Here is a 26,601-nt window from a genome sequence, read left to right as displayed (position 1 = left end):
TTCTCCTTATCTTTCCTGTAGGGTTTTAACTAAACCTGCAATTGTAGAACCACCCGATTTAAGAGCAGATACAACATTTTTAGCAGGCGATTGTAATAATCCAATGATATCTCCAATAAGTTCTTCTCTTGATTTAAGACTTACTAAATTATCTAATTGATTATCGCCAATAAATATTGCAGTATCAATATAAGCTGCTTTCAATAATGGTTTATCACTTCCTTTACGTAAAGCTTTAATAAGCTTTGCTGGAGCATTTCCTGTTTTTGAAAACAAGATAGATGATGAACCTTTTAATGATTGAAACAACTCAGATGAATCGCCTTCTAATCCTTCAACCGCTTTGCGGATTAAAGTATTTTTAGCAACCTTCATCTCAATACCACTTTCAAAACATTTACGACGAATAGCGTTAATTTTTTCTACAGTTAAGCCTGAAGTATCAGCAATATAAAAATTGCCATATTCCTGCATTTTTTCCTGAAGCGATAAAACTACTTCTTGTTTTTCTTCTCTGTTCATAATTAGATCCCCGCTACTGATTTTGTTTCAATTGCAATACTCGGACTCATAGTAGAAGAAACATGAATGCTCTTAAAATATGTTCCTTTAGCAGCTGAAGGTTTTAACTTTGAAATCGTTTGAAGAACTTCTAACGCATTTTCATAAATTTTCTCTGGAGAAAAAGATACTTTCCCTACTGAAGCGTGAATAATACCGTTTTTGTCAACTTTAAAATCGATCTTTCCACCCTTAACATCCGCAACCGCTTTACCAACTTCGTTAGTAACTGTTCCAGATTTAGGGTTTGGCATTAAGTTTCTTGGACCTAAAACTCGTCCAAGTTTACCAACTTTTGCCATATTTGATGGAGTAGTGATAATAATGTCTACATCGGTCCAGCCACCTTCAATTTTAGCTACATATTCATCTAAACCTACAAAGTCTGCACCTGCCGCTTTAGCTTCTTCTTCCTTATCAGGACCAACTAAAGCTAAAACACGTACAGTTTTACCTGTACCATGAGGTAAAGTAGCGATACCACGAACCATTTGATTGGCTTTACGTGGATCAACACCTAAACAAACATCGATATCAACTGATGCATCGAATTTTGTTGTAGTGATCTCTTTTACCAAAGCAGAAGCATCTTGCAACGAATAGGTTTTACCCTGTTCTAATTTAGCATGAGCCTTTTTTTGATTTTTTGTTAATTTAGCCACTTTTGTAAACTGTTAAATGTAATTAATTAGAATAAGGGCGCTCACCACTAACGGTAATCCCCATACTGCGTGCTGTACCAGCAACCATGTTCATTGCTGATTCAATGGTAAATGCATTCAGGTCAGTCATTTTATCTTGAGCAATTTGCTTTACCTGATCCCAGGTAACCGATCCAACTTTTTTACGGTTTGGCTCAGCTGATCCACTCTGCAATTTAGTAGCTTCCTTTAATTGGATAGCAACTGGCGGAGTTTTAATGATAAAATCGAATGACTTGTCAGCAAATACAGTAATTACAACTGGTAACACTTTACCGGGCTTATCTTGGGTACGTGCGTTAAATTGCTTGCAAAAATCCATAATATTCACACCCTTAGCACCTAATGCAGGCCCTACAGGAGGAGATGGATTTGCAGCACCACCTTTGATTTGTAATTTAACAAGTGCACTGACTTCTTTTGCCATTTTCTGTTATATTAATTGTAATACTTAATGTTAAATATTGGAAGCATGTAACATTTAAGATCCCTTTTCACTATATACATAGCTAAAAGGATTGCAAAGATAAGCAATAAAATAATTGAAATCAAGATAATTGTAAAAAATATTTAATACCCTATTTCTGAAATATGAATTGAATATTTTATTGTTAATTAATTTTAGAACAATTTATCACCCACAAAAAAAACCGTGTAATTTATTTTAAGAAATTACACGGTTTAATATTTTTTTAAGAGGCTGAAATTATTCTTTTTCTACCTGCATATAGTTAAGTTCTAAAGGAGTCTTACGACCAAATATCTTAACCATTACTTTTAATTTTTTCTTCTCTTCATTAATCTCTTCAATCACACCTGTAAAGCCATTGAATGGTCCATCCATAACTTTTACATTCTCGCCAACATAATAAGAAACACTCATAGTTTCTGCTTGTTGACTCATCTCATCCACTTTACCTAAAATACGATTAACTTCTGCTTGGCGCATTGGAATAGCGTTTCCAGCTTTATCACCTAAGAAACCAATCACACTATTAATATTTTTAATAACGTGTTCTAATTCACCATCTAATACAGCTTCTATTAAAACATATCCAGGATAAAAATTACGTTCTTTAGCAATTTTTTTACCATCTTTCATCTGGTAGTATTTCTCCATAGGGATTAATACCTGAGGAACTAGATGAGTAATTCCCAAACGACTGATTTCAGAATCGATATATTGTTTTACCTTTTTCTCTTTACCGCTAACAGCTCTAACAACATACCATTTTAATTGATTACTCATAAGACAGTATTAATTAGATATTGTTCTGTAAATTTGATCTACTATAAAGGTAGAACCTTGATCCATTGCGAATATTAAAAATGCAATAATCAAAGAAGCTACTAGCACTAGAACCGCTGAATTTTGAAGACTTTTCCAAGTTGGCCAAGTAACCTTTTGGGTCATCTCTTCATACGATTCCTTAAAAAATTGAACTACTTTAGCCATATTCATTTATTTGCACGGGAACAAGGATTCGAACCCTGATCAAAGGTTTTGGAGACCTCTATTCTACCATTGAACTATTCCCGTAATTAGTAGTTAGTATAAAGTATTTAGTACTTAGTATCAGTCGTATGACCTTCTCTAAGTACTAAACAATTTGTCTTAATACTAACTACTTTATACTAAGTATTTAGTAATTATTTTAAAATTTCAGTTACCTGTCCAGCACCTACTGTTCTACCACCTTCACGGATAGCAAAACGTAGACCTTTTTCCATTGCGATAGCGTTAATTAATTTAACAGTAATTGTAACGTTATCACCTGGCATAACCATTTCAGTTCCTTCTGCTAACGAGATTTCTCCAGTTACGTCTGTGGTACGGAAATAGAATTGAGGACGATATTTGTTGAAGAATGGAGTGTGACGACCACCTTCTGCTTTTGATAATACATAGATCTCAGCTTTGAAATCAGTGTGAGGAGTAACTGAACCTGGTTTACAGATTACCATACCACGACGGATATCAGTTTTCTCAATACCACGTAATAATAAACCTACGTTATCACCAGCTTCACCGTAATCTAAAATTTTACGGAACATCTCTACACCAGTTACTGTAGATTTTAAGTTCTCAGCACCCATACCTAGAATCTCAACTGGATCACCAGAGTTGATTACACCACGCTCAATACGACCAGTTGCAACAGTACCACGACCAGTGATCGAGAATACGTCCTCAACAGGCATTAAGAATGGAAGGTCAGTTAAACGTGGAGGAATTGGTACGTAGTTATCTACAGCATCCATTAATTCCATAATTTTAGCAACCCATTTTGGATCACCGTTTAATCCACCTAATGCAGAACCTTGAATTACAGGAATTTCATCACCTGGGAACTCATAGAATGATAGTAATTCACGAATTTCCATTTCAACAAGCTCTAATAATTCAGGATCATCAACCATATCCACTTTGTTCATGAATACAACTAATGAAGGTACACCTACCTGACGAGCTAATAGAATGTGCTCGCGAGTTTGTGGCATCGGACCATCTGTAGCAGCAACAACGATAATTGCACCATCCATCTGAGCAGCACCAGTTACCATGTTCTTTACGTAATCCGCGTGACCTGGACAGTCAACGTGTGCGTAGTGACGGTTAGCTGTTGAATACTCAACGTGAGATGTATTGATAGTGATACCTCTTTCTTTTTCCTCTGGAGCAGAGTCAATAGAATCAAATGAACGTGCCTCAGATAAACCAGCATCAGATAACACTTTAGTGATAGCTGCTGTTAAGGTTGTTTTACCGTGGTCAACGTGACCGATCGTGCCGATATTCAAGTGCGGCTTACTGCGGTCAAACTTTTCTTTTGCCATGTTTTATTAATTATTAGTAGGTTAAATTTTATTTTAATTATTTTATTCTTAAATACAAAAGCCCTGCTAATGCCTTCACAGCAATAACAAAGTAACTTAGAGCCAAAGATGGGACTTGAACCCACGACCTCTTCCTTACCAAGGAAGTGCTCTACCGCTGAGCTACTTCGGCTTTTGAGCGGAAGACGAGGTTCGAACTCGCGACCTATAGCTTGGAAGGCTATCGCTCTACCAACTGAGCTACTTCCGCTTATTTTCAGTTTTAACTGAAATCGACAAATACAAAATATATTTGTGCCGACTGCTTGGTGTGGGGAGAGAAGGATTCGAACCTTCGAAGTCTTGCGACAACAGAGTTACAGTCTGTCCCATTTGGCCACTCTGGTATCTCCCCCCTTTCTTAAACAAAACCAAAAGCTCTATTTAAAAAAAGAGCCTCCTATCGGGATCGAACCAATGACCTACTGATTACAAGTCAGTTGCTCTACCAGCTGAGCTAAGGAGGCTAATTTTATGTGATCTTTCTACTTTCTTTTTTTAGAAATTTTTATCTCTAAAAGATGACCCTTTTTTGCCAATTGACATTTAAGGAGTAGTAGTTTTCATTTAAGCTCTAATGTTTCCATTAGGTGATCGTTATTTTTAACGATGCGCCAAAATTAGTTTTATTTATTTAAATCGACAAGTTTTTTTTAAGGTTTTTAACACCTTTTTCATTCTTAACCCCTTATTAGGAGCCAATCCATTGAACTTGAGGACTTAAATTTTTTCTAGCTTTTATTAGAACTTTCATTCCACTTAGGCAAGGCCTTTTTGAAATGGAATGCAAATCTACATATTTATCTTTCTAAAAAAAATATTTTTGCAAAAAAATGGCAGGATTTTTCCTGCCATTATATCGTTATATCTGTATTGCTATTAATAACCAGCGTTTTGGCTATTTTACAGCAACGATTTATGCTCACTTAAATGTGCTCTCGATTTATCTTTATGCTTATTAACTTGTCTTCTTAATGAATCAATCGCCAAATCTGTGGCTTCTTCAAAACTTTTACATTGCTCTTTTGCAAATAACGTTACCCCCGGAACATTTAATTTAATCTCTACTATCTTATTTTCTTCATCCTCCACATTTTCCAACTTCAAATAAACCATCCCACTTATAATTTGATCAAAAAACTGGTCTAATTTATCCACCTTTTTCTGAATAAAATCTAATAATTTTTTGTCTGCATTGAAATGGATAGACTGTACACTGATTTTCATTTTTCCTCCTTTTTTATGCCTTTGGATGGGCTTGTTTATAAACTGTTTTTAATCTTTCAATACTATTATGCACATAAACCTGTGTGGCCGCTAAACTAGCATGCCCCAATAATTCCTTTATCGCATTTAAATCTGCCCCATTATTTAATAAACTGGTAGCATAAGAATGTCGTAATACATGCGGACTCTTCTTTTCCTGCGTAGATATTAATGATAAATAGCGCTTCACAATCCTATAAATTAATCCTGGATAAGCTTCTTCCCCTTTCGAGGTAACAATTAACTTATCAGTTTGATTGTTTATTTTGTGTAACGATTTATATTTAATAAAATTATTAGCCAAGTTTAATACCGACAAAGGAATTGGAATTAAACGCTCTTTGTTACGTTTACCAATTACTTTTAATTGCTGTTGATAATTGTCAATGTCGCTATCTTTTAATTTTATTAATTCGGATAAACGCATCCCAGTTCCAAAAAGTAATTCTACTACCAATCGATCCCTTAACCCTTCAAAATCCTCAGCAAATATTACTGGAGAATTTAATAAGGAGATAAGTTTATCATCTTCAATAAATACAGGTAGTTTCTTTTTTAACTTGGGTGCTTTTATAGCTTGAATAGGATCCTTTTTAATTTTACCAGTTTTTAAAGCAAATTTATATAGGCTTCGCAATGCCGATAATTTCCTGCTAGTTGATGAAGGATCTAATCCTTGCTCCATTAAAAAGACAATATAGGTCCTTATTGATGAGGTATCTGCTTTCAGCAAATCATTAATACCTAAATCCTGTAGGTAATTACTAAATACCTGAATATCGTTTGAATAGGCTAAAAGCGTATGTGAAGAATATCGCTTTTCATTTTTTAGATATTGTAAAAATTCATCTCCCACCATAGTATTCAAGTATGAAAGTGAATATACAAAATGATTTTTAATAAAAACAAAAAAACCCTTTCAAATAATTGAAAGGGTTTTTTATATTACTTTATTGAGACTAAATTGTTCCTTCTTGTTGCAAAGTCTGAATGTATTTAGCATGTTTAACTTCCATCCTTCTGGCTACAGATTTTTTCTCGTATGCCTGACGACTACGTAATTCTCTCAAAACTCCTGTTTTCTCAAATTTCTTTTTGAAACGTTTTAGGGCCTTATCAAGTGATTCGCCTTCTTTAATATTGATGATGATCATAGCTAAAAATACCTCCTTTCGTGGTTTCCCTCTTATTTGGGATTGCAAAGGTAAGAATTAATATATTATAAATCAATAAAGAATGAAAAATATTATTCTTTTAATAACTCCCTTGAGATTACCAGTTTTTGAATTTCAGAAGTCCCTTCTCCAATTGTACAAAGTTTACTATCTCTATAGAATTTCTCAACCGGAAAATCCTTAGTATAACCATATCCACCAAATATCTGAACAGCTTCAGTAGAAACTCTTACACATACTTCAGATGCAAAGTATTTAGCCATCGCTGAAACTTTGGTTACCGGCTGATGTCTATTTTTTAAATCCGCTGCTTGACGAATTAAAAGTTCTGCTCCTTCAATTTCAGTAGCCATATCTGCAAGTTTAAAGCTTATTCCTTGGAAACTAGAGATTGGTTGACCAAATTGTTTTCTTTCTTTAGAATAAGCTAAAGCAGCATCAAATGCACCCTTTGCTATACCTAATGATAAGGCTGCAATAGAAATTCTACCACCATCTAATATTTTCATTGCTTGCTTAAATCCATCACCCTCTTGTCCCAATAAATTTTCTACTGGTACTCTACAATTATCGAAAATCATTTCTGTAGTTTCAGAAGCACGCATCCCTAATTTATTTTCCTTTTTTCCTGCAGTAAATCCTGGTGTACCTCTTTCAACCACAATTGCAGATATACCTTTAGAGCTTCCGCTTTCGCCAGTTCTTACCATCACTACAGCCACATCGCCTGATTTACCATGGGTGATCCAGTTTTTCGCTCCATTTAAAACATAATGATCGCCGTCTTTAACCGCAGTTGTCATCATTCTTAATGCATCCGATCCGGTATTAGCTTCAGTTAAACCCCAAGCACCTATCCACTCTGCAGTAGCTAATTTAGGTAACCATTTCTTCTTTTGTTCTTCATTCCCAAAAGCCAAGATATGTCCTGTACATAGCGAATTATGCGCAGCAACAGATAATCCAATTGAACCGCAAACTCTAGAAATTTCAACTATAACATCAACATATTCTTGATAGCCTAATCCAGAACCTCCATATTCTTCTGGAACCAAGACACCCATTAATCCTAATTTTCCTAATTCTTTAAAAATTTCAATTGGAAAAATTTGGGCTTCATCCCACTCCATCACATTTTTGCGAATATTCTTTTCAGCAAAATCCTTAACCATTTTACGAATCATTACTTGATTCTCGGAAATTCTAGAATCAAAACCATTCGTGTTATTTTCAGATAAATTCATTATTAGTTTAGTGTTTTTATGCACAAAGATACCGATAAAAATATCTGAATTAGAGTAATTAAGAAGCTTTTTTATAGAACACTTCAGTATTTAGTACAAAATATTTGACTGCTTAACTTAAACCAGATTTTATTAAAATTTTAAGAATTCAATTTTAACTAAGTATAAGAAGCTAAAGATATTACAGGCGTTTTATTTTCTTCAAGTTTAGCGCGACCTAACAAAGCACTTAATTCAATAATAAATGCATAACCAACCACTTCTATGTTTAATTTATGCAATAAATTGGAAGCCGCCAAAACAGTGCCTCCGGTAGCTAATAAATCGTCGTGAATAATTACTTTTTTACCACTAGCCAATGCATTCTCTTGAATTTCTATGGTTGCTGTTCCATATTCCAAATCGTAGGTTTCGTGAATACATTTCCCTGGAAGTTTGCCTTCTTTCCTAATTAAAACAAATGGAATTCCTAGTTCCATCGCAATAGATGGACCCAATAAAAATCCTCTACTTTCTAATCCTACTATTGCATCTGGCTCTAAATGCCTTATTTTATCAACAAACGATTTTACTATAGATTTACACAACGCTGCATCTAAAAATATGGTTGAAATATCCTTAAATATTATTCCTGGTTTTGGAAAATCATATATGTCGCGTATGGTTTGTTTGATTCTTTCTTCAATCATTTTAAAATAGTAAATAAGGCGCCAATCGTTTACAATCTGCTTCTGTTATTAAATAAACTTTCTTTAAATCATCAATAGAGGAAAATTCCCCATGTTGATTTCGATATTGAATTATAGCTCTAACTTGGTTATAATTCAAATAAGGATGATTTATTAATTCCTCAAATTTAGCAGTATTAATGGATATTTTTTTCAATTGCTCAGTTAAATAAATTTGTGTCAATAAACCTAAATAACGAGGAGTATCTATTCCATAAACTTCCAAAAGTTGCGCTTTATTAATATAACCACCTAATTTATTTTTGTAATTTAAAATTCTAGTCGCCAATACTTTTCCTATTCCAGTTAATTGTTCAAGTTCTTCCACCGAATTAGTGTTAATGTCAATATTTAATTGGGTTGATTTTTTATTAGGAATAGGTTGATTAAATACATTGCTTTTGATTAAGTTTTGGTCTTTTGGTAGGATTACAAATGGCGCAATTTCTTTATAAAGTTTAGGAGAAATAACAAAAATTTTGCTCAGGTCTTCAACTTTTTTAAACTTCCCTCCCTTTTTAATGTAATTCAAAATCACGTTAGCCTGTTTTTCACTCAACCCTAATTCTACCCATTCTTGTTGGGTTAAAATGTTCGGATTAAATGGTTTTAATTTAACCCTTTTCCTCTTTTCCTTTTCAGATTCCCTATTACTAAAATATACATCAACTGGCTTATCTATGTCGTTTTGCCTTAATACTTGAATATATCTCAAATGAAATTCCTGTTCAGTTTCTTGTTTTGAACTTAAATAATTCACTGCATCTGGAATAAAATAGATTACTAATCCAACCAACATTATTACTCTTATTCCCCTAATTTCCTTTTCAGAAAATTTATAATGATCTAAAATTTTACCCCACCACATCTATTTAATATTTGAATAACAATTAAATTAAATTTAAATCATATTTTTGATAGTTCAATGTATTCCCAGATTCAGATAAGATGAAGATTATAACAAAAAAAGAGTTTGCTGAAGCCACAAAAATAGATAAGCTAGGGGTACCAGGATTAGCCTCACTGTTAATGGAAATAATGAGGTTGAATGAAATTAATGAGGTATTTTCGAAAAATAAAGACTACGAAGGATTAGAGTTTGTTGATAAAATTTTAGAAACAATTGGGGTTACAGTAGATATAGACGAATCTGAGTTAAATAATATCCCAAAAACAGGTGGTTTTATTGCCATTGCCAATCACCCATACGGCGGAGTAGAAGGTCTAGCATTAGTAAAATTACTTTGCAAAATTAGACCAGAAGCAAAGGTGATGGTAAATTTCATTTTAAAGAAAATCCCTAATCTCGATCAGTTTTTTGTTGCTGTAAATCCATTCGAAAATGTTCAACATTCATCAAGTATTAGTGGTTTAAAAACAACTTTAGATTTATTAAAAAGTGGTATTCCTATTGGCATCTTTCCTGCTGGAGAAGTATCTACTTTCAATATAGAAAGTCAGGAGGTTACCGATAAGATATGGCACCCTGTGGTTGGAAAATTAATTGCAAAAGCAAAACTACCTGTAGTTCCAATTTATTTTCATGGTAATAATGGTGTTCTGTTTAATGTTCTAAGTTTTATTCACCCAACTTTAAGAACGGCTAAACTCCCATCAGAATTTTTAAATAAACAAGGTTTAAATATTAAAGTAAGGATAGGTAAGCCTATTGAAATTGATGAGATTTCATATAAAAACAACACAAACAAGCTTCTCAATTTCTTAAGAGCTAGAACTTATGCATTAGGCACGAGTTTAGAAGAAGAAAAGAAACTTTTCAATCCCATTAATTTATTTAAAATTAAAAAGAAACCTCGCGAAATTATTCCTGAAACAATGGAAGAAATACTTATTAAAGAGGTTGAAACTTTAGATAACTTTAAAACTTGGGAAGAGAAAAATTACACGGTTTATATCTGTCCAACTTCCGCTATTCCAAATATTCTACGTGAAATTGGGAGGTTAAGAGAAATTACCTTTAGAGAAGTGGGTGAAGGAACAAATAAAAGTATTGATTTAGATAATTACGATATTTATTATAATCATTTATTTATTTGGGATAAAGAAGCACATAAAATAGTTGGCGCTTATAGAATTGGAAAAGGCGACGAAATTTTAGAAACTTTTGGACGAAGAGGATTTTATTTAGCCGAATTATTTAAAATTAAGGAAGGCTTCTATCCATACCTAAAACAAGGTATAGAATTAGGAAGATCTTGGATTAGAAAGGAATATCAACAAAAACCATTGCCATTATTTTTATTGTGGAAAGGGATTGTTAAGTATATTATTGATAATCCACAATACCGATATATGTTTGGCCCAGTAAGTATAAGCAACAATTTCTCTAAGTTATCTAAATGCCTAATTGTTGATTATATCACTAAAAATCATTTTGATTATGATTTAGCGCGATTAGTGAAGCCAAAAAATAAATTTAAAGCCGATTTAAATCCATTAGACACAGAAATATTAGTAGAAAGTAGTGAAAGTTTAAAAGATTTAGACAGTTTAATTGCACAAATAGAAAGTTCACATTTAAAAATTCCAGTATTATTACGTCAATACATGAATTTAAATGCCAAAATTATTTGTTTTAATATTGACCCAAAATTCTCTGATTGTTTAGATGGATTTTTGATTGTTGATGCTCAAAACATTCCTAAAGAAATGTTTGAAAAGCTAGGTAAAAACTTGTAAAACATAAAAAGGGGATGAAAATAATTTTCATCCCCTTTTTTTATATGGTTATAAATCTTAATAAACTTTTGTTTGTGGGTTCCAGTTGGTCCATCCACTTGTCCAATCTGTAGTACCAAATGCACCACGATAAGAAACAGAAGTTGCTCCAGGTGTAGCCGCCCATGTTCCGCTCAATGCTGGCGAACCAGTTGCAGGTAAGAAGTTTGGTCCAGTTAAAACAAACGGACTAGTTAATTTAACATCTGTATTCACGTTTGAGTAAATTGCTCCACCATTCACTACAACTTTTGTTTGTATATCAGCAACAGTTAAAATAGAAGCCGCTGCGTTTGTTAAAATTTGATTGGTTGAAGCTGCAATTAAGTTGTTCTTAAATTCAGAATTACCATTTTTATAGAAGTTAGCAGATTTATCAGACTCAATGTTTAAACCACCTTTTTGATTAGCTAAAATTATTGAGTTGTTGAAAATAAATTGAGTTCCTCTTCTCCAACGGTTACCATATGCATGTCTTGCAGCTGTTCCATCAGCACCATTTGGTCCAATTAAAGTAAAGTTAGATAATTTTGGTTTTGTAATTGGCAATGCATCAGAACCTGCGTTATCATTATCGCACTCAATTCCGTTTCCATCATCTTGTGCATCTACAAATTTAGGATCTCTTAATGCTACTGCAAATTGAATACTTCCACTATAACCAAAATCAAAGTCAAAATCATCATCAGCTGTTGCATAAGCAACTAAATTTTTAGCATTTACAGTTCCACCAAAAAATTCAAATGCATCATCATTAGCATAAACTGTTTGAACATTTTCTACAACTGTTTTGTTTCCTACTGCATAAAAAGTTAAAGCATTAATCTCGCTATCATTAGCACCGATACCTGCATATTCAATTCTAACATATCTTAATATTCCAGAATCATCATCATCAATTTTATCAGTTCCGTAAGTTAAAGCTACACCACCTTCAACGTTTACTGGCGCAGTTCTATTTGTTGTTGCTCTACCAACTAAAATTAAACCCCCCCAATCGCCAGGTGCTCTACTTCCTGCGTCTTTACCTGAAGTAAAAACAATTGGTTTAGAAGCTGTTCCATCGGCTATTATTTTTGCACCTTTATCAATTACTAATGCTGCTTTTGAACCAACTTTAGCTTTAATAACTGTTCCTGGTTGAATGGTTAATACAGCCGGACTTTTCACAAAAACGGTACCATCCAATATCCATTGTCTATCGGCAGTTAAGGTTTTGTTTGCCGAAATTTCACCTGAAATAGATTCTGGAGCTTTTGGTGGAGCTACAGGATCTGGCGTGTTGGTTTTTCTGCACGACATAATTGTCATGGCTGCAGCTACTACTAGAATCGAAAATTTAATGTTTTTCATTATTATTTTAAATTATTGAGTTTATGGATTTAAAACAGCTGTATTGCTTCTTTAAATTCACTAATCAAAGCTATATAAACAAGATTACCCAAATGTTAAGCCTGCTTTACATTTGGGTAATCTATATGTTAAGTGTATGTTAATATTATTTAGAGCCTAATCCTAAATTATAAGAGAAAGTTAAGCTCGCACCAAAGCCAGTTCTAGCAGTGTTCATAATATTATCAGATTTCTGATAGGTCTTAGTTGTATTATTATTTTGATAGAATATTATTTTTTCATTTAAGATATCAGATAAGTTTAATCTTAATTCGCCTCTATTGCTTAAGATTTTCTTTGAAACCTGAACATCAAACATATTTCTACCTTTTTCATAAATATCACCATAACCTTGATAACCTACTTCTGCAATTCTCTCCCCTATTCTATTGTATAATACATTAAAGGATAAATTAGAAATTGGATCATTGTATAATAAGCCTGCATTAATTAAATAGGGAGACTGCCCTTGCAATGCACGATTTGTAACCTCAGAAATTAAGCTATTTAAATTTACTGTAGAGAAAATTAACGATGCATTTACATAAGCTGTTAAATTTTCGAAAGCTGGAACACCTTTAATGAAACTTAAATTTTTTCTAGCTTCTAATTCTACACCATAAGTTGTAGCAGATTCTGCATTTTGGAAGGTTACATTTCTTACACTACCAGAAGAAACAACTTGCTCAATTGGGTTCTTAAAATATTTATAGTAACCTGAAACCGATAATACTTGTCCAGCTCCTGGGAATATCTCATATTTTAAATCCAAGTTAGTATTCTGACTTCTTTTTAAATTAGGATTTCCAATAAGTACACGTTTCGAAATATAATCGAAGAATCCAAAATTAGAAAGTTCTCTAAGTTCAGGTCTTGTTACCGTATTAGAAATTGACATTCTTAAATTTTGCTTCTCAGAAATATTTAAAGTTGTATTTAATGAAGGTAATATATCTGTAAATTGATTAGACACTTTTAATAAATTACCAGATAAGTCTGCTGTATTAATTTCTTGGTAAGCATCTTCAATTCTTGCTCCTAATGAAACTCTTAATTTCTTTGCTATTCTAGTATCAAACATCAAATAACCTGCTGTTACATCAGATGTTGCATCATATCTATCCGTAGGTTCAGTTCCCTCATCTAAAATAAATCCATTGTCATTTAAATTTGAAGGATCAAATATTTTATCAAATGGAAGTCTTAATAAGTTTTGATTGAATTGACCTGTTGCAAATGAACGGATATAGCCAAATTTTCTTGCACCAAAATCTCTTAACTTATATTGCTTAAAAGCACCAACTTTTAATGCGCTCTTTTCTTGTAAGAAGTTAACAGGAATAGTAACGTTTAATCCCCCGTTAAAACTATCTTCAAATAACTCTGAAAAGAATCTACTTGCATCAGTTCTAGCTGCAGTACCATTTGGAACTACTGCTAAGTATTCAGTTTGACCTTGAACTAAATCATAATTAACTGCCTTTAAATCTGGCTGTAGTCTATCTGAATAAGAATAGCCCAAATTCCAGTTAATTTTAATGTCATTTGATAAAAGTTTGTGTTCACCTTCTAACTGACTATTAAATAAACTCTTGCTTACTAAATCGAAAGAATAGCCCTTTCTCTTAATTTTATCAATAAAAATATCACCTTCTCTTTCTAAATACGTATTATCTAAGTTGATATTATATAAGTTTTTAAATGCAATTTTATTATTTCCGTGTGTATAAGCAATATTAGCTAATCCACCTACAGAAGATGAAAACTTATAAGAATTATCTCTAAATGTATATTCCGTTTTATCTTGAGTATAATCAGATCTCACGCCTGTGGTTAAGTTTTCTGAAGATCTATAATTTAAAGACAAAATCATTCCTAAGGTAGATTCGTTTTTAAATACTTTTCTTAAACCAGCACTTAATTGGTACGCTTGAGAAGGCATTGCTGTAGAAGTATTTCTCCCAAAGGAATTATTAAATAATTTACCCGATGCAATTTTCTCTCTATCCGTTAATACTTGGTAATTTTGAGTTGAAACTATACCATATGGAATTTGTCTAGATTTATCTACAAATCCAAAATTTTCAACTGATGATTTTTCACCTAATTTAAAGTCTTTGAAAGTTGATTGAGAGTTTAGTCCAGTTCCTACAGAAGCATAAAGATAATTTTCTGTTGGAATGTCCTTTGTTAAAACTTGAATTACACCACCAGAGAAATCTCCAGGAAGATCAGGTGATGCCGTTTTATTGATTACAATATTATCTACCATATTAGACGGGATAATATCAAATGAGAATGCTTTTCTATCTGGCTCAGAACTTGGCAAAACTGCATTATTTAAGAGTGTTGCATTGTATCTATCACTTAAACCTCTTACAATAATGAATTTATTGTCTTGTACACTTGTACCACTAACTCTTTTTAAAACTTCTGAAGCATTACGATCTGGAGATCTTCTGATTTGATCAGCAGAAATACCGTCAGAAACGTTAATATTAGTACGCTGTTTATTATATAATGAATTTACAGATTCTTGTTTTACGGTAGCTGTAAATACAACAGCATCTAATTGTTGTCCGCTTTCTTCTAATACTACATCAACTGTTGCAGAATTTCCAGCTTTTACTACAATATCAGTAATCTTTTTGGTTGCGTATCCCAAATAAAAAAACTCTAGTACGTACGAACCAGGTGCTAAGGAACTTAATATAAATCTTCCATCAACATCTGTCATTACAGCCTTAGTAGTACCAGAGATTTTAACGCCTCCCCCTACTATAGGTTCTCCATTTTGTTTGTCGGTTACTTTCCCTGAAATTGAACCCGTTGTTTGAGCGAAAATGCCAAACGGAATTGCAATTAAAAAAAATAATATGAACGTTCTTTTTAGGAATAATTGTGTTTTCACTTTTAATGATTTTTTGTTTCATCAAAAGTATTACCACAATGTTAATTAATGGTTAGGCGTACATTACCATTAGTTTAGTGCTATGTTAACAAGATGTTAAGCTTAATATGGTAAGCCTACTTTTTTACAAATAAAATGAAGCAGCCAAATTGGCCCAATTAACAAAAACTTTAAATCATCCAAGAAAGAAGGCTTTTTTCCTTCAATTTTATGACCAATGAATTGACCAATCCATGCCGCCACAAAAATACCAAGGGAAACTTGCCATAATGCTGGACCTCCATTTTGTTCAACTCTTTCTAATAAAATTATAAAGTAATACATTCCAGATATAACCAAAATCATTAAAAAAGCTAAAACTCTAGAAATGTTGAAATAATAATAAATTACGGCTGCCATTAAAAATGAAAACCAATTTAAATAAGTTTTGTATTGGCCTAAAAATTCCAAATTAGGGAATGGAATTGCAGTCACTAAACCTATTATACTAAATAAAATAAGAGGAACACAAATCCAGTGAATAAATTTATTCACTGGATTTTGATGACTTTCAGAATAAGTATCGAAATAAACATCAATTTGTTTTTTTTCTACTTTATTTTTCATTTCGTTTAGTATAAAATGATTACTATCTTAAGTATTATTTAGCAAAAGAAACAGATCTTGTTTCCCTGATAACGGTTACTTTAATTTGACCAGGATAAGTCATCTCAGTTTGAATACGGTTAGAAATATCTGCCGCTAATAACTCAGCCTGTTGGTCTGTTACTCTTTCACTTTCTACTACAACACGTAATTCACGTCCTGCTTGGATGGCAAAAGTTTTCTCAACTCCAGGATAAGAAAGAGCTAATTCTTCTAATTCTTTTAAACGTTTAATATAACTTTCTACAACTTCACGTCTTGCACCTGGTCTAGCTCCAGAAATAGCATCACAAGCCTGAATAATAGGAGAAATCATAGATGTCATTTCTATTTCGTCGTGATGGGCACCAATAGCGTTACAAACTTCAGGATGTTCTTTATATTTTTCGGCTAATTGCATTCCTAAAATTGCGTGAGGTAATTCTGGATTATCATCTGGCACTTTACCAATATCATGTAATAGACCTGCACGTTTGGCTAATTTTGCATTTAATCCCAACTCAGCCGCCATTGTAGCACAGAAATTTGCTACTTCTTTACTATGGTGTAATAGATTCTGACCGTATGAAGAACGATAACGCATTCTTCCTACCATTCTAATTAATTCTGGATGTAGTCCATGAATTCCTAAATCTATAACAGTACGCTCACCAATTTCTATAATTTCATCCTCAATTTGTTTCTTTGTTTTAGCAACAATTTCCTCAATTCTTGCCGGATGAATTCTACCATCAGTTACTAATCTATGTAAAGCTAATCTCGCAATCTCTCTTCTTACAGGATCAAAACCTGATAAAATAATTGCTTCTGGCGTATCGTCAACAATAATTTCAATTCCGGTAGCCGCTTCTAATGCTCTAATATTTCTACCTTCTCTACCAATAATTCTACCTTTAATTTCATCACTTTCAATATGAAATACCGAAACAGTATTCTCAATTGCAGCTTCAACGGCGGTTCTTTGAATAGTTTGAATAACTACCTTTTTAGCTTCTTTTGTAGCTGTTAATTTAGCTTCATCAACAATATCTTTCACTTGAATCATGGCTTGACTTCTAGCCTCATTCTTCATGTTCTCTATAAGTTGATTTTTCGCTTCATCAGCACTTAATCCAGCAATAGTTTCTAATTGTTGTACGTGCTGATTTTTAATTGCTTCAACTTCTTGTTGCTTTTTTAAAGCAATTTCATGCTGCTTTGCTAAGTTGTTCTTTTGAGCATCTAATTCATTTTCTTTTTTCTGAAGATTATCCAATTTCTGATTTAAAGATTGCTCTTTCTGACGAATTGAATTTTCTTTTTGTGAAAGCTGATTATTTCGCTCATTTACTTCCTTTTCGTGCTCTGACTTAAGTTGTAAAAACTTCTCCTTTGCTTCTAATAGCCTATTCTTTTTTAGAATTTCGGCATTGTTTTCTGCTTCTTTAAGCATCTTTTTTACTTTCGTTTGCGCTGCAATTTCCTGACGCTTTAAAAGTAATCTTAATAAGTATCTTCCTATAAATATACCTGCTACTAAACTAACACATATATAAAGTATTATTTCATTCATAATTTTAAAATAAAAAAACCGTTACAAAATTTAAGGTTTAGATATCTTCGGAATAATCCAAAAGTAGAAACATTAAACTTAGCACCGGCTAAATATTAAAACCAATTATTTTTTGAAAAAATTCGACAGTAAAACATCCAGTTCCTCTACCTTTTCAGATAGCTGATTATCTTGATTCTGAACATTGTTTTCTGCCTTCAGAACCGCAGTTGCATAATGCAATACGGCCATCGAAAGCAAATCTTGTTTATCTCTAACGGCATAATTTTCTTGGTATTCCTTTATACGCTCGTTAATGATTTTAGCTGCTCTTCGTACAATTTCTTCCTCTTCCATATTCACCTTTAAAGGATAAATACGGTCAGAGATGGATATTTTTATCGAGATTTCTCCCATTATATTGGCTTTGTTTCTACTATTTGCTGATTATTTTTTCAGCAATACCACACACCTATCAATTTCCCGCACAAATTCGTTAATTTTTTGTTTTATATCAAGTGATTTTTCACTTGAACCTTCAATACTTTTAGCTAATTTCAATACTCTAAGCTTCTCATCTAACTCTTGAACCTTAATTTCTGACGTTGTATTCAGATTTCTTAAGCGCTCATTGTCTTGTTTGAGAAGGCTATTTTCTTCTTGCAGTGCATTACACAATTCAATTAAATGAACTGTCTTTTGCGTTATTTTCTGCAACTTATCTACAATTGAAACCATTATTATAAATCCGGCTAACCCAACATTTACCTAATTTCTGCGTTAACTTCTTTTGCTAAGTTATGTATAATTTTTTGCATAACGGCATCAATTTGCTTATCGGTTAAAGTTTGACTTTCATCTTGCAGTGTAATACTTATCGCATAAGACTTCTTTCCTTCTGGCAATGAACCCGTTTTTGTTCCTAAAAAGACATCAAAAATATTAACATCTTTCACTAATTTCTTCTCCGATTTAAAAACTATAGTTTTTAAATTTTCAAAATTTATATGGTTATCTATCAATAAAGATAAATCTCTTCTAACCACAGGAAATTTAGATACTTCCTTGTTTTTAATTTTTAATTTGGCAACGGCCGATAGAATTAAATCCCAGTTAAATTGAGCATAAAAAACCTCTCTTTCTACATCAGTAGATTTTCTAATACTTGAAGAAACTGCCCCAAATTCAACAAAAACATCCTTCCCTCTGAAATATTTTAATCCATATTCCGCATTTTGAGAATTTTCAAGTTCTTCTACCTGAAAGTTCAATAAACCTAACCTACCCAAAATTGCTTCTACACTTCCCTTAATTGAATAGAAATTTACATTTGCCGTTTTATTAGTCCATCGTTCACTTTCTTGAGCACCACTCATTAACAATAATAAGTGATTTTGCTCAGCATAGCCACTTTCAGTTTTATGATAAACTTTACCAAATTCATAGAATTTTACATCGTTAATTCTATGATTTTGATTATAAGCCACGCTTTCTAATGCAGGATGCAATAAACTTTGACGCATAATGCTTAAATCGCTACTTAAAGGATTTAATATTTCCACAACAGTTTCTTTATTTAATGCATACCCCCCCTTAGTAAGCGAGTTACACCATATTTCAGCAAATCCTTGTGCAGACAATAAATCAGCGATTGTATGTTGTGTAAGTTCTCTATCTGGTCTTACAGTATTCCCCAAAGATGCATTAATCTTCGATGGAATTGGAATACTATTATATCCATAAATACGTAAAACCTCTTCAGTAATATCACAAGGGCGAGTTACATCTACTTTAAATGAAGGAACACTTAATTTTAATTGATTTTGTTGATAAATTAATATCTCTATCCCTAAACTTTTTAAAATAGTTGATATTTCATCAGCAGGTATTTCAAACCCAATTAAATCATTTATCTCCTGATAAGAGACTTCAATTTCTACTGGTTTTACAGGGTTAGGATAAATATCTGAGATTTCAGAAGAAATTTTACCACCAGCAATTTCGGTAATTAAAATGGCAGCTCTTTTAAGTGCAATTTCAGTGATTTCTGGATCCGTTCCTCTTTCAAATCTAAATGAAGCGTCGGTTTTTAGGCCATGTCTTTTGCTACTTTTTCTAATTGATACAGCATCAAAATATGCGCTTTCTAAAAAAACATTGGTCGTTTCTTCACTAACCCCCGAATTTAATCCACCAAATACACCAGCTAAACATAATGGATTCTCTGCATCAGCAATTATTAAATCCTCAGCATCTAATTTTCTTTCTACCCCATCTAAAGTAACAAAAGGAGTTCCTGTTTTAAAGTTCTTAACGTTTATTTGGCTGCCTTTAATTTTATCAGCATCAAAAGCATGTAGAGGCTGACCTAGTTCATGAAGTACATAGTTAGTTATATCCACTATGTTATTGATAGGCCTTAATCCAATAATTTTTAATTTTTCTTGAATCCACTCTGGCGACTCTTCTACTTTTACGCCAGTAATGCTTAACGAAGTATAGCGTTTACAAGCTGATTCATTCTCTATTTTAACTGCAATATTTAAATTAGTATTATCAACTTTAAATGCACTTAAATCTGGAAGAGTAATGTTTGTTCTGAAATATGCAGCTAAATCTCTAGCAACACCCAAATGTGAGGCTGCATCGGATCTATTTGGCGTTAATCCAATCTCAAATAAATAATCGTCATTTAATTTAAAAAAGTGTTTCGCTAAAGTACCAACTACAGCATCTTCAGGAAGTACCATTATACCATCATGACTTTTGCCTAATCCTATTTCGTCTTCAGCACAAATCATTCCTTCAGAAACTTCTCCTCTAATTTTAGATTTGGTTATTTTAAACGGTTCTCCATTTAATGGGTAAACAGTACAACCCACTGGTGCAACTACCACGGTTTGTCCAGCTGCAACATTTGGCGCTCCACACACAATTTGAACAGGATCTCCTGCACCTAAATCAACTGTAGTCACGCTAAGTCTATCCGCATTTGGATGCTGTTCACGTGTTAGTACTTTTCCAATAATTAATCCTTCTAACCCACCAATAATAGGTTGTACTTTCTCCAGACTTTCTACCTCTAAACCAATATCAGTTAATATTAATGATATTTCCTGAGGTGTTTTTGTTAATAATGGATTTGAATCAGCAGATTTAAAAAATTGTTGAAGCCAATTATAAGATATTTTCATGTATTAGTTTCTTGTAAAACTAGAAAGATAGCTTTCTATAATATGCAAATATAGCATTTACAAAACAGTCCTAAAAATGCAGAGCCAGTGTAATTTATTTAAAATTTAATTTCACAAACACAGGCAAATGATCTGAATAATAACGCTTGTCCTTACTATCTGTTAGGTTAGCATATTTTTGAACAATAAACTTATCATTCACAAAGACATAATCAATCCTATCTTTTAATTCGCTATCAAATTTAAACCCATTAAATGTACCGATCGGACCATACGCTGGCTCTTTAGAAACTTCTCTAGAATCTATCAAAAAAGATTTAATTGTACTAATGGCTTCAGTTTCGGGAGTAACATTTAAATCACCCGTTAAAATAACCGGTAAATTCGCAGCCATTTCTATCATTTTTGATTTTATTAGCAAGGCCGATTGGATTCGAGCATTAATACCGACATGATCGTAATGGGTATTAAAAACCATAAATTCCTTACGGGTAAGTTTATCATATAATTTTAGCCAGGTACAAATCCTATTTAATGCTGCATCCCAACCTTTACTTGGAACATTTGGAGTAGTAGACAACCAAAAAGTTCCTCCATCTCGCTTAACAAACCTACTTTTATCGTAAAAAATAGCAGAATACTCTCCTTTTTTATCGCCATCATCTCTTCCTACCCCCTCAACTTCAAAATTTGAATTTAAGAGTAATTCGTTAATCTGACCATTTAGCGCTTCTTGAACCCCTAATATTTCTACATCGTGAAACTTAATTAAAGCTTTAACATTATCTTTCCTGTTTGGCCAAGCATTTTCTTTATCGTTTACATTGTTATACCTTATATTATAAGACATAACATTAACAGACTTGTCTACTTTTTGAGCTAGTACCGAAATAGGGACTATAAAAATTATAAATATTAAGAGTTTACTTTTCATGATTTAAATTTTAACGAAAACTACAAATAATATTCAATTTCATATATTATTAAATCTCTAAATTATCTGCAAAACTATAATAACCTTCGTCGGTAATAATTAAGTGATCTAAAATTGGTAATTCTAAATTTTTACCTACATCTACCAATTTGCTGGTTATTTTTTTGTCTTCGTTACTAGGCATTAATTGTCCGGACGGATGATTATGAATTAATATAATACTCGAAGCACTATGTTGTAAGGCCACCTTGAATATTACTTTTGGATCTGCAACCGTACCGCTAAATCCACCTATACTAATTCTAACCTTAGTCATTATTCTATTTGCCCTATTCAGTAATACAATCCAAAATTCTTCATGTTGAAGATCAACAAAACTTGAATATAAATGATTATAAACATCAGCTGAAGATTTTATAGGATCAGAAAATGAGCTTTTTACATCTTGTCTTCTTCTTCCGATTTCTAATGCCGCAATAATGGCTACAGCTTTAGCCACCCCTATGCCTGGAATTTTACAAAGATCTTGTGCACTCGCCTTGGCCAACAGCGATAAATCATAATTATAAGATTTTAATAATTTAGAACTAAGGCCAACAGCAGATTCATTTACATTACCTACTCTGATTAATAATGCAATTAATTCGGCATTTGAAAGCTGTTGTCGACCTTTCTCTAGTAATTTCTCCCTAGGTCTATCTTGAATATCCCAAGACTTTATGCTTTCGACGGAGCTTTTGTTTGAAATTTTGCGCATAAAAAAAACGTGTAGGATAGCTACACGTTTTCAATATACTAACTTTTAGTTAATTATTTTAATCCATTAACAAATTTTGTTAATTTCGATTTATTGTTCGCTGCTTTGTTTTTATGAATAACATTTTTCTTAGCTAAACGATCAAGCATTGATACTACTGTAGGTAAAAGATCAGATGCTGATTTTTTATCTACTGCAGCACGTAATCTTTTAATAAAAGTACGTGTTGTTTTAGCTTGATATCTGTTACGCAAACGCTTTGTCGCGCTATTTCTAATTCTTTTTAAAGAGGATTTATGATTTGCCATTATGTGTAGCCTTTTACTCTATTGTTATTTATTCTTTCGGGTTGCAAATATAGAATTTATCTTTCAAATATACAACCAATTATTTCAAATAATTTTTTAGCAATTATTTATCCAACAAAAATAAGGAAAATTTAGTCGAAATCTATTAAAAGTTAGGATATAAATACTAAAATATTATTTTTGATTCGATGAAAAAGCACATAGCCATTTTTGCGTCCGGTTCTGGATCTAATGCTCAAAAGTTAATGGAGCATTTTAAGCGCAACAACGAAGCCGAAATTTCCCTAGTTCTAACCAACAACCCGGAAGCTTTTGTTTTGCAACGAGCCGATAGTTTTGAAATTCCAACTCATATTTTTGATAAGCACGAATTTTATGAGACAGATGAAATTATTGATTTGTTAAAAAACTTAGATATAGATTTAATTGTTTTGGCAGGTTTTCTATGGCTAATTCCTGAAAAACTCATCAATGAATATCCTAACAAAATAATAAACATACACCCTTCCCTATTACCAGCATATGGTGGAAAAGGAATGTATGGAGATAAAGTTCACAAAGCGGTTATGCTTGCTGGCGAAAAAGAAGGCGGCATTACAATTCATTATGTAAACAATAAGTTTGATGAAGGCGAACACATCTACCAAGCAAAATACAGAATTGAAGAAACCGACACTTTAGAAATGATTAAGTTTAAAGGACAACAGCTAGAACATTTGCATTTCCCTAGAATTGTAGAAAACATCATTAAAAAGCTAAAAAAATAAAGCAGAACACCATTTATAGATAGATAAAATATTTAGATTTTAATTCACTTAACGTTTTTGATTTTTTTACCTTTGCAGCTCAATTTAAAAACATCATGACTGCACCTGTTAAAATTAAAAATGCACTTGTTTCCGTATATTATAAAGACGGCTTAGAACCGCTTATTCGTTTACTTGCTAGCCAAGGGGTAAATTTTTACTCTACAGGAGGTACTGAGCAATTTATAAAAGACTTAAACATTCCTGTTACTGCAGTTGAAGATTTAACAAGTTATCCTTCTATATTAGGAGGCCGAGTAAAAACTTTACATCCTAAAGTTTTTGGAGGAATTTTAAACAGAAGAGGTTTAGAAGAAGATATCCAACAAATTGAACAATATGAAATACCAGAAATTGATTTGGTTATTGTTGATTTGTATCCATTCACTGAAACTGTTAAAGCTGGTGGTACACCAGCAGAAATTATAGAAAAAATTGACATAGGTGGTATTTCTTTAATTCGTGCCGCTGCCAAGAATTTTAACGACGTAGTTATTTTAGCTTCTAAAGAAGATTATACTACATTAGAACAACAACTTTCTGAGCAAAATGGGGTAACTTACTTAGAGCAAAGAAAAAATTACGCGCGCAAAGCTTTCCATACTTCGTCACATTACGATACTGCAATATTTAATTATTTTAATCAGGAAGACCCTATATCTGTATTTAAAGAAAGTATTGCGACGAGTCAAGTTTTACGATATGGAGAAAATCCTCATCAAAGTGGGGTATTCTATGGCGATTTAGATGCTCTTTTCACTAAACACAATGGAAAAGCATTATCATATAATAATTTAGTTGATGTAGATGCAGCAGTTAGTTTAATTGATGAATTTACTGAGCCTACGTTTGCTATTTTAAAACATACTAATGCTTGCGGTTTAGCAACTCGCAATGATGTTAAACAAGCATGGATTGATGCACTTGCTTGCGACCCAGTTTCTGCATTTGGAGGTGTTTTAATTACTAACCAAAAAATTGATAAAGCTACAGCCGAAGAAATTAATCAATTGTTTTTCGAGGTTTTAATTGCTCCTGATTATGATTCAGAAGCGTTAGAATTATTTTCAACTAAGAAAAACAGAGTTATTCTTCAAAGAAACCCTATTGAATTAGGTAAAAAGCAATTTAAAACTTTATTAAATGGTGTAATAGAGCAGGATAAAGATTTACAGGTTGAATTACGTGATCAAATGACTACGGTTACTGAAAAATCGCCAACCGAAATGGAATATTCTGACTTAGAATTTGCGAATAAATTAGTTAAACATACAAAATCTAATACCATTGTATTGGTTAAAAACAAAGTCTTATTAGCAAGTGGTGTAGGTCAAACTTCTAGAGTCGACGCGTTAAAACAAGCCATTATCAAAGCTAAAGAGTTTGGTTTTAGTTTAGAAGGAAGTGTTATGGCTTCTGATGCATTTTTCCCTTTCCCAGATTGTGTTGAAATTGCTGCAGACGCTGGAATTACCGCTATTCTACAACCAGGTGGCTCAATTAAAGATGCAGATTCTGTGAATATGGCAAATGCTAAAAAAATAGCTATGGTAACAACTGGCGTTCGACATTTTAAACATTAACAATAACCCTTACTCAACACTAATATTTGTTATATTTAGGGGTATTAGAGTTATAATTTAATGGATTGAATTTATCGATCTAGGTTCTATAATTTAATTCGCAAAAAATTTTTAACTTTACAATTACAATTCACTCAAAACATTTAACATTCTAACCATATATAAATGGGTTTATTCAACTGGTTTACACAAGAAGTAGCTATAGATCTTGGCACCGCCAATACCCTTATAATACACAACGATAAAGTTGTTGTAGATGAGCCTTCAATTGTTGCATTCGACAGAACAACAAATAAAATCATTGCTATTGGCAGACAAGCCATGCAAATGGAAGGTAAAACACACGATAATATTCGGACTGTAAGACCGCTTAAAGATGGTGTTATTGCAGATTTTAATGCTGCAGAAGCTATGATTAAGGGGATGATAAAAATGTTAAACGGAGGAAAAGGCTGGATGTTCCCATCTTTAAGGATGGTTATTTGTATCCCTTCAGGTATTACTGAAGTTGAAAAACGTGCAGTTAGAGATAGTGCTGAAATTGCTGGAGCTAAAGAAGTTTATCTAATTCATGAACCAATGGCTGCAGCTGTAGGTATTGGAATTGACGTAGAAGAACCAATGGGAAATATGATTATTGATATTGGTGGTGGTACCACAGAAATCGCAGTTATTGCCCTTTCTGGTATTGTTTGCGATCAATCTATTCGTGTTGCTGGAGATAATTTCGACTCTGATATAGTGAATTATATTCGTCGCCAACATAATATTATGATCGGAGACAGAACAGCAGAAAAAATTAAAATTGAAGTTGGTGCAGCATTACCAGAACTAACTGATCCACCTAGTGATTTTGCTGTACAAGGAAGAGATTTAATGACAGGTGTTCCAAAGCAGATCACTGTATCTTATACAGAAATTGCTCATTGCTTAGATAAATCTATCTCTAAAATTGAAGAAGCAATTTTAAAGGCATTAGAAATTACTCCTCCAGAACTATCAGCAGATATTTACCAAACTGGTATCTATTTAACAGGTGGTGGTGCCTTATTAAGAGGTTTAGATAAAAGAATTAGTTCTAAAACTAAATTACCTGTGCATGTTGCAGAAGATCCATTACGCGCTGTAGTTAGAGGTACTGGAATTGCACTTAAAAATATTGGAAATTATAAATTCTTAATGCAATAGGAAGTATTTCCTATTGCATTATTTTTAATATTCAGATAAATAAATAACCCTAACCATAAAA

Annotated in this window: 26 protein-coding genes and 5 tRNA genes; 4 read left to right on the top strand and 27 right to left on the bottom strand. The window is 32.6% G+C overall.

Annotation, left to right across the window (positions count from 1 at the left end; genetic code table 11):
• Positions 1–6: 6 nt before the first annotated feature.
• The 17 genes from rplJ to VRU49_RS06805 all read right to left on the bottom strand — a co-directional run bounded on the left by rplJ (position 7) and on the right by VRU49_RS06805 (position 9,420).
• Positions 7–522 carry a 50S ribosomal protein L10 gene (gene rplJ / locus VRU49_RS06885; RefSeq protein ID WP_330146044.1) on the bottom strand — a complete coding sequence of 172 codons (516 nt, stop codon included), beginning with the start codon at positions 520–522 and terminating at the stop codon, positions 7–9.
• A 2-nt stretch (positions 523–524) separates the two neighbouring features.
• Positions 525–1,223: a 50S ribosomal protein L1 gene (gene rplA, locus VRU49_RS06880; RefSeq protein ID WP_330146043.1), complete on the bottom strand. Its 699-nt coding sequence runs from the start codon at positions 1,221–1,223 to the stop codon at positions 525–527.
• 22 nt (positions 1,224–1,245) lie between these two features.
• Positions 1,246–1,689 (bottom strand): 50S ribosomal protein L11, encoded by a 444-nt coding sequence (gene rplK / locus VRU49_RS06875; RefSeq protein ID WP_330146042.1) that lies wholly within the window; start codon positions 1,687–1,689, stop codon positions 1,246–1,248.
• Positions 1,690–1,968: 279 nt separating this feature from the next.
• On the bottom strand, positions 1,969–2,511 hold the full coding sequence (gene nusG, locus VRU49_RS06870; protein ID WP_330146041.1) for a transcription termination/antitermination protein NusG: 543 nt from the start codon (positions 2,509–2,511) through the stop codon (positions 1,969–1,971).
• A gap of 9 nt (positions 2,512–2,520) precedes the next feature.
• Entirely contained in the window at positions 2,521–2,718 is a 198-nt protein-coding gene (gene secE / locus VRU49_RS06865) for a preprotein translocase subunit SecE (RefSeq protein WP_330146040.1), read from the bottom strand.
• Between the two features lie 13 nt (positions 2,719–2,731).
• A tRNA-Trp gene (locus VRU49_RS06860) sits at positions 2,732–2,802 on the bottom strand.
• Between the two features lie 110 nt (positions 2,803–2,912).
• Positions 2,913–4,100 carry an elongation factor Tu gene (gene tuf / locus VRU49_RS06855; RefSeq protein ID WP_330146039.1) on the bottom strand — a complete coding sequence of 396 codons (1,188 nt, stop codon included), beginning with the start codon at positions 4,098–4,100 and terminating at the stop codon, positions 2,913–2,915.
• A gap of 100 nt (positions 4,101–4,200) precedes the next feature.
• Positions 4,201–4,272, bottom strand: a tRNA-Thr gene (locus VRU49_RS06850).
• Between the two features lie 5 nt (positions 4,273–4,277).
• Positions 4,278–4,350 (bottom strand) — tRNA-Gly (locus tag VRU49_RS06845).
• Positions 4,351–4,411: 61 nt separating this feature from the next.
• Positions 4,412–4,494, bottom strand: a tRNA-Tyr gene (locus tag VRU49_RS06840).
• A 39-nt stretch (positions 4,495–4,533) separates the two neighbouring features.
• Positions 4,534–4,606, bottom strand: a tRNA-Thr gene (locus VRU49_RS06835).
• 436 nt (positions 4,607–5,042) lie between these two features.
• Positions 5,043–5,366: a ribosome hibernation-promoting factor, HPF/YfiA family gene (gene hpf, locus VRU49_RS06830; RefSeq protein WP_330146038.1), complete on the bottom strand. Its 324-nt coding sequence runs from the start codon at positions 5,364–5,366 to the stop codon at positions 5,043–5,045.
• Between the two features lie 13 nt (positions 5,367–5,379).
• On the bottom strand, positions 5,380–6,264 hold the full coding sequence (locus VRU49_RS06825; protein ID WP_330146037.1) for a phage lytic cycle repressor MrpR family protein: 885 nt from the start codon (positions 6,262–6,264) through the stop codon (positions 5,380–5,382).
• 100 nt (positions 6,265–6,364) lie between these two features.
• The gene (gene rpsU / locus VRU49_RS06820; RefSeq protein WP_330146036.1) at positions 6,365–6,559 is read right to left on the bottom strand and encodes a 30S ribosomal protein S21; all 195 of its coding nucleotides are present in this window, start codon (positions 6,557–6,559) and stop codon (positions 6,365–6,367) included.
• Between the two features lie 92 nt (positions 6,560–6,651).
• Complete coding sequence (locus tag VRU49_RS06815; RefSeq protein WP_330146035.1) at positions 6,652–7,824, bottom strand: acyl-CoA dehydrogenase; 1,173 nt, start codon at positions 7,822–7,824, stop codon at positions 6,652–6,654.
• Positions 7,825–7,982: 158 nt separating this feature from the next.
• Positions 7,983–8,513, bottom strand: coding sequence for an adenine phosphoribosyltransferase (locus tag VRU49_RS06810; RefSeq protein WP_330146034.1), 531 nt, complete (start codon positions 8,511–8,513; stop codon positions 7,983–7,985).
• A gap of 1 nt (position 8,514) precedes the next feature.
• Positions 8,515–9,420 (bottom strand): ComEA family DNA-binding protein, encoded by a 906-nt coding sequence (locus tag VRU49_RS06805; RefSeq protein WP_330146033.1) that lies wholly within the window; start codon positions 9,418–9,420, stop codon positions 8,515–8,517.
• Between the two features lie 80 nt (positions 9,421–9,500).
• Between VRU49_RS06805 and VRU49_RS06800 the strand changes: the two genes are divergently transcribed.
• Entirely contained in the window at positions 9,501–11,252 is a 1,752-nt protein-coding gene (locus VRU49_RS06800; RefSeq protein ID WP_330146032.1) for a bifunctional lysophospholipid acyltransferase family protein/GNAT family N-acetyltransferase, read from the top strand.
• Between the two features lie 57 nt (positions 11,253–11,309).
• On the opposite strand, the gene VRU49_RS06795 is transcribed toward VRU49_RS06800, so the two are convergent.
• The 10 genes from VRU49_RS06795 to rpsT all read right to left on the bottom strand — a co-directional run bounded on the left by VRU49_RS06795 (position 11,310) and on the right by rpsT (position 22,963).
• Entirely contained in the window at positions 11,310–12,644 is a 1,335-nt protein-coding gene (locus VRU49_RS06795; protein WP_330146031.1) for a hypothetical protein, read from the bottom strand.
• A 145-nt stretch (positions 12,645–12,789) separates the two neighbouring features.
• Positions 12,790–15,594, bottom strand: coding sequence for a TonB-dependent receptor (locus tag VRU49_RS06790; RefSeq protein ID WP_330146030.1), 2,805 nt, complete (start codon positions 15,592–15,594; stop codon positions 12,790–12,792).
• A gap of 102 nt (positions 15,595–15,696) precedes the next feature.
• Positions 15,697–16,200, bottom strand: a complete 504-nt coding sequence (locus tag VRU49_RS06785) for an Mpo1 family 2-hydroxy fatty acid dioxygenase (RefSeq protein WP_330146029.1) — start codon at positions 16,198–16,200, stop codon at positions 15,697–15,699.
• A 34-nt stretch (positions 16,201–16,234) separates the two neighbouring features.
• Complete coding sequence (gene rny, locus VRU49_RS06780) at positions 16,235–17,791, bottom strand: ribonuclease Y (RefSeq protein ID WP_330146028.1); 1,557 nt, start codon at positions 17,789–17,791, stop codon at positions 16,235–16,237.
• Positions 17,792–17,896: 105 nt separating this feature from the next.
• On the bottom strand, positions 17,897–18,187 hold the full coding sequence (locus VRU49_RS06775) for a cell division protein ZapA (RefSeq protein ID WP_330146027.1): 291 nt from the start codon (positions 18,185–18,187) through the stop codon (positions 17,897–17,899).
• Between the two features lie 30 nt (positions 18,188–18,217).
• A complete protein-coding gene (locus tag VRU49_RS06770) occupies positions 18,218–18,508 on the bottom strand; it encodes a hypothetical protein (protein ID WP_330146026.1) in 291 nt (96 codons plus the stop codon).
• A 26-nt stretch (positions 18,509–18,534) separates the two neighbouring features.
• Positions 18,535–20,964 carry a phenylalanine--tRNA ligase subunit beta gene (gene pheT / locus VRU49_RS06765; RefSeq protein ID WP_330146025.1) on the bottom strand — a complete coding sequence of 810 codons (2,430 nt, stop codon included), beginning with the start codon at positions 20,962–20,964 and terminating at the stop codon, positions 18,535–18,537.
• A gap of 94 nt (positions 20,965–21,058) precedes the next feature.
• Positions 21,059–21,898, bottom strand: a complete 840-nt coding sequence (locus VRU49_RS06760) for an endonuclease/exonuclease/phosphatase family protein (RefSeq protein ID WP_330146024.1) — start codon at positions 21,896–21,898, stop codon at positions 21,059–21,061.
• Positions 21,899–21,947: 49 nt separating this feature from the next.
• Positions 21,948–22,655, bottom strand: coding sequence for a RadC family protein (gene radC / locus VRU49_RS06755; RefSeq protein WP_330146023.1), 708 nt, complete (start codon positions 22,653–22,655; stop codon positions 21,948–21,950).
• Positions 22,656–22,708: 53 nt separating this feature from the next.
• A complete protein-coding gene (gene rpsT / locus VRU49_RS06750) occupies positions 22,709–22,963 on the bottom strand; it encodes a 30S ribosomal protein S20 (protein ID WP_330146022.1) in 255 nt (84 codons plus the stop codon).
• Positions 22,964–23,151: 188 nt separating this feature from the next.
• On the opposite strand from rpsT, the gene purN reads away from it, so the two are divergent.
• The 3 genes from purN (at position 23,152) to VRU49_RS06735 (ending at position 26,540) form a co-directional block, all read left to right on the top strand.
• Positions 23,152–23,730 (top strand): phosphoribosylglycinamide formyltransferase, encoded by a 579-nt coding sequence (gene purN, locus VRU49_RS06745; RefSeq protein ID WP_330146021.1) that lies wholly within the window; start codon positions 23,152–23,154, stop codon positions 23,728–23,730.
• Between the two features lie 95 nt (positions 23,731–23,825).
• A complete protein-coding gene (purH, locus tag VRU49_RS06740; RefSeq protein WP_330146020.1) occupies positions 23,826–25,352 on the top strand; it encodes a bifunctional phosphoribosylaminoimidazolecarboxamide formyltransferase/IMP cyclohydrolase in 1,527 nt (508 codons plus the stop codon).
• Between the two features lie 165 nt (positions 25,353–25,517).
• Complete coding sequence (locus VRU49_RS06735) at positions 25,518–26,540, top strand: rod shape-determining protein (protein ID WP_330146019.1); 1,023 nt, start codon at positions 25,518–25,520, stop codon at positions 26,538–26,540.
• Positions 26,541–26,601 lie beyond the last annotated feature (61 nt).

The organism is Pedobacter flavus (genome assembly GCF_036324285.1).
GTDB lineage: Bacteria > Bacteroidota > Bacteroidia > Sphingobacteriales > Sphingobacteriaceae > Pedobacter > Pedobacter flavus.
Note: the sequence above shows the minus strand (reverse complement) of the source record. Positions and strands in the feature narration are given on the sequence as shown.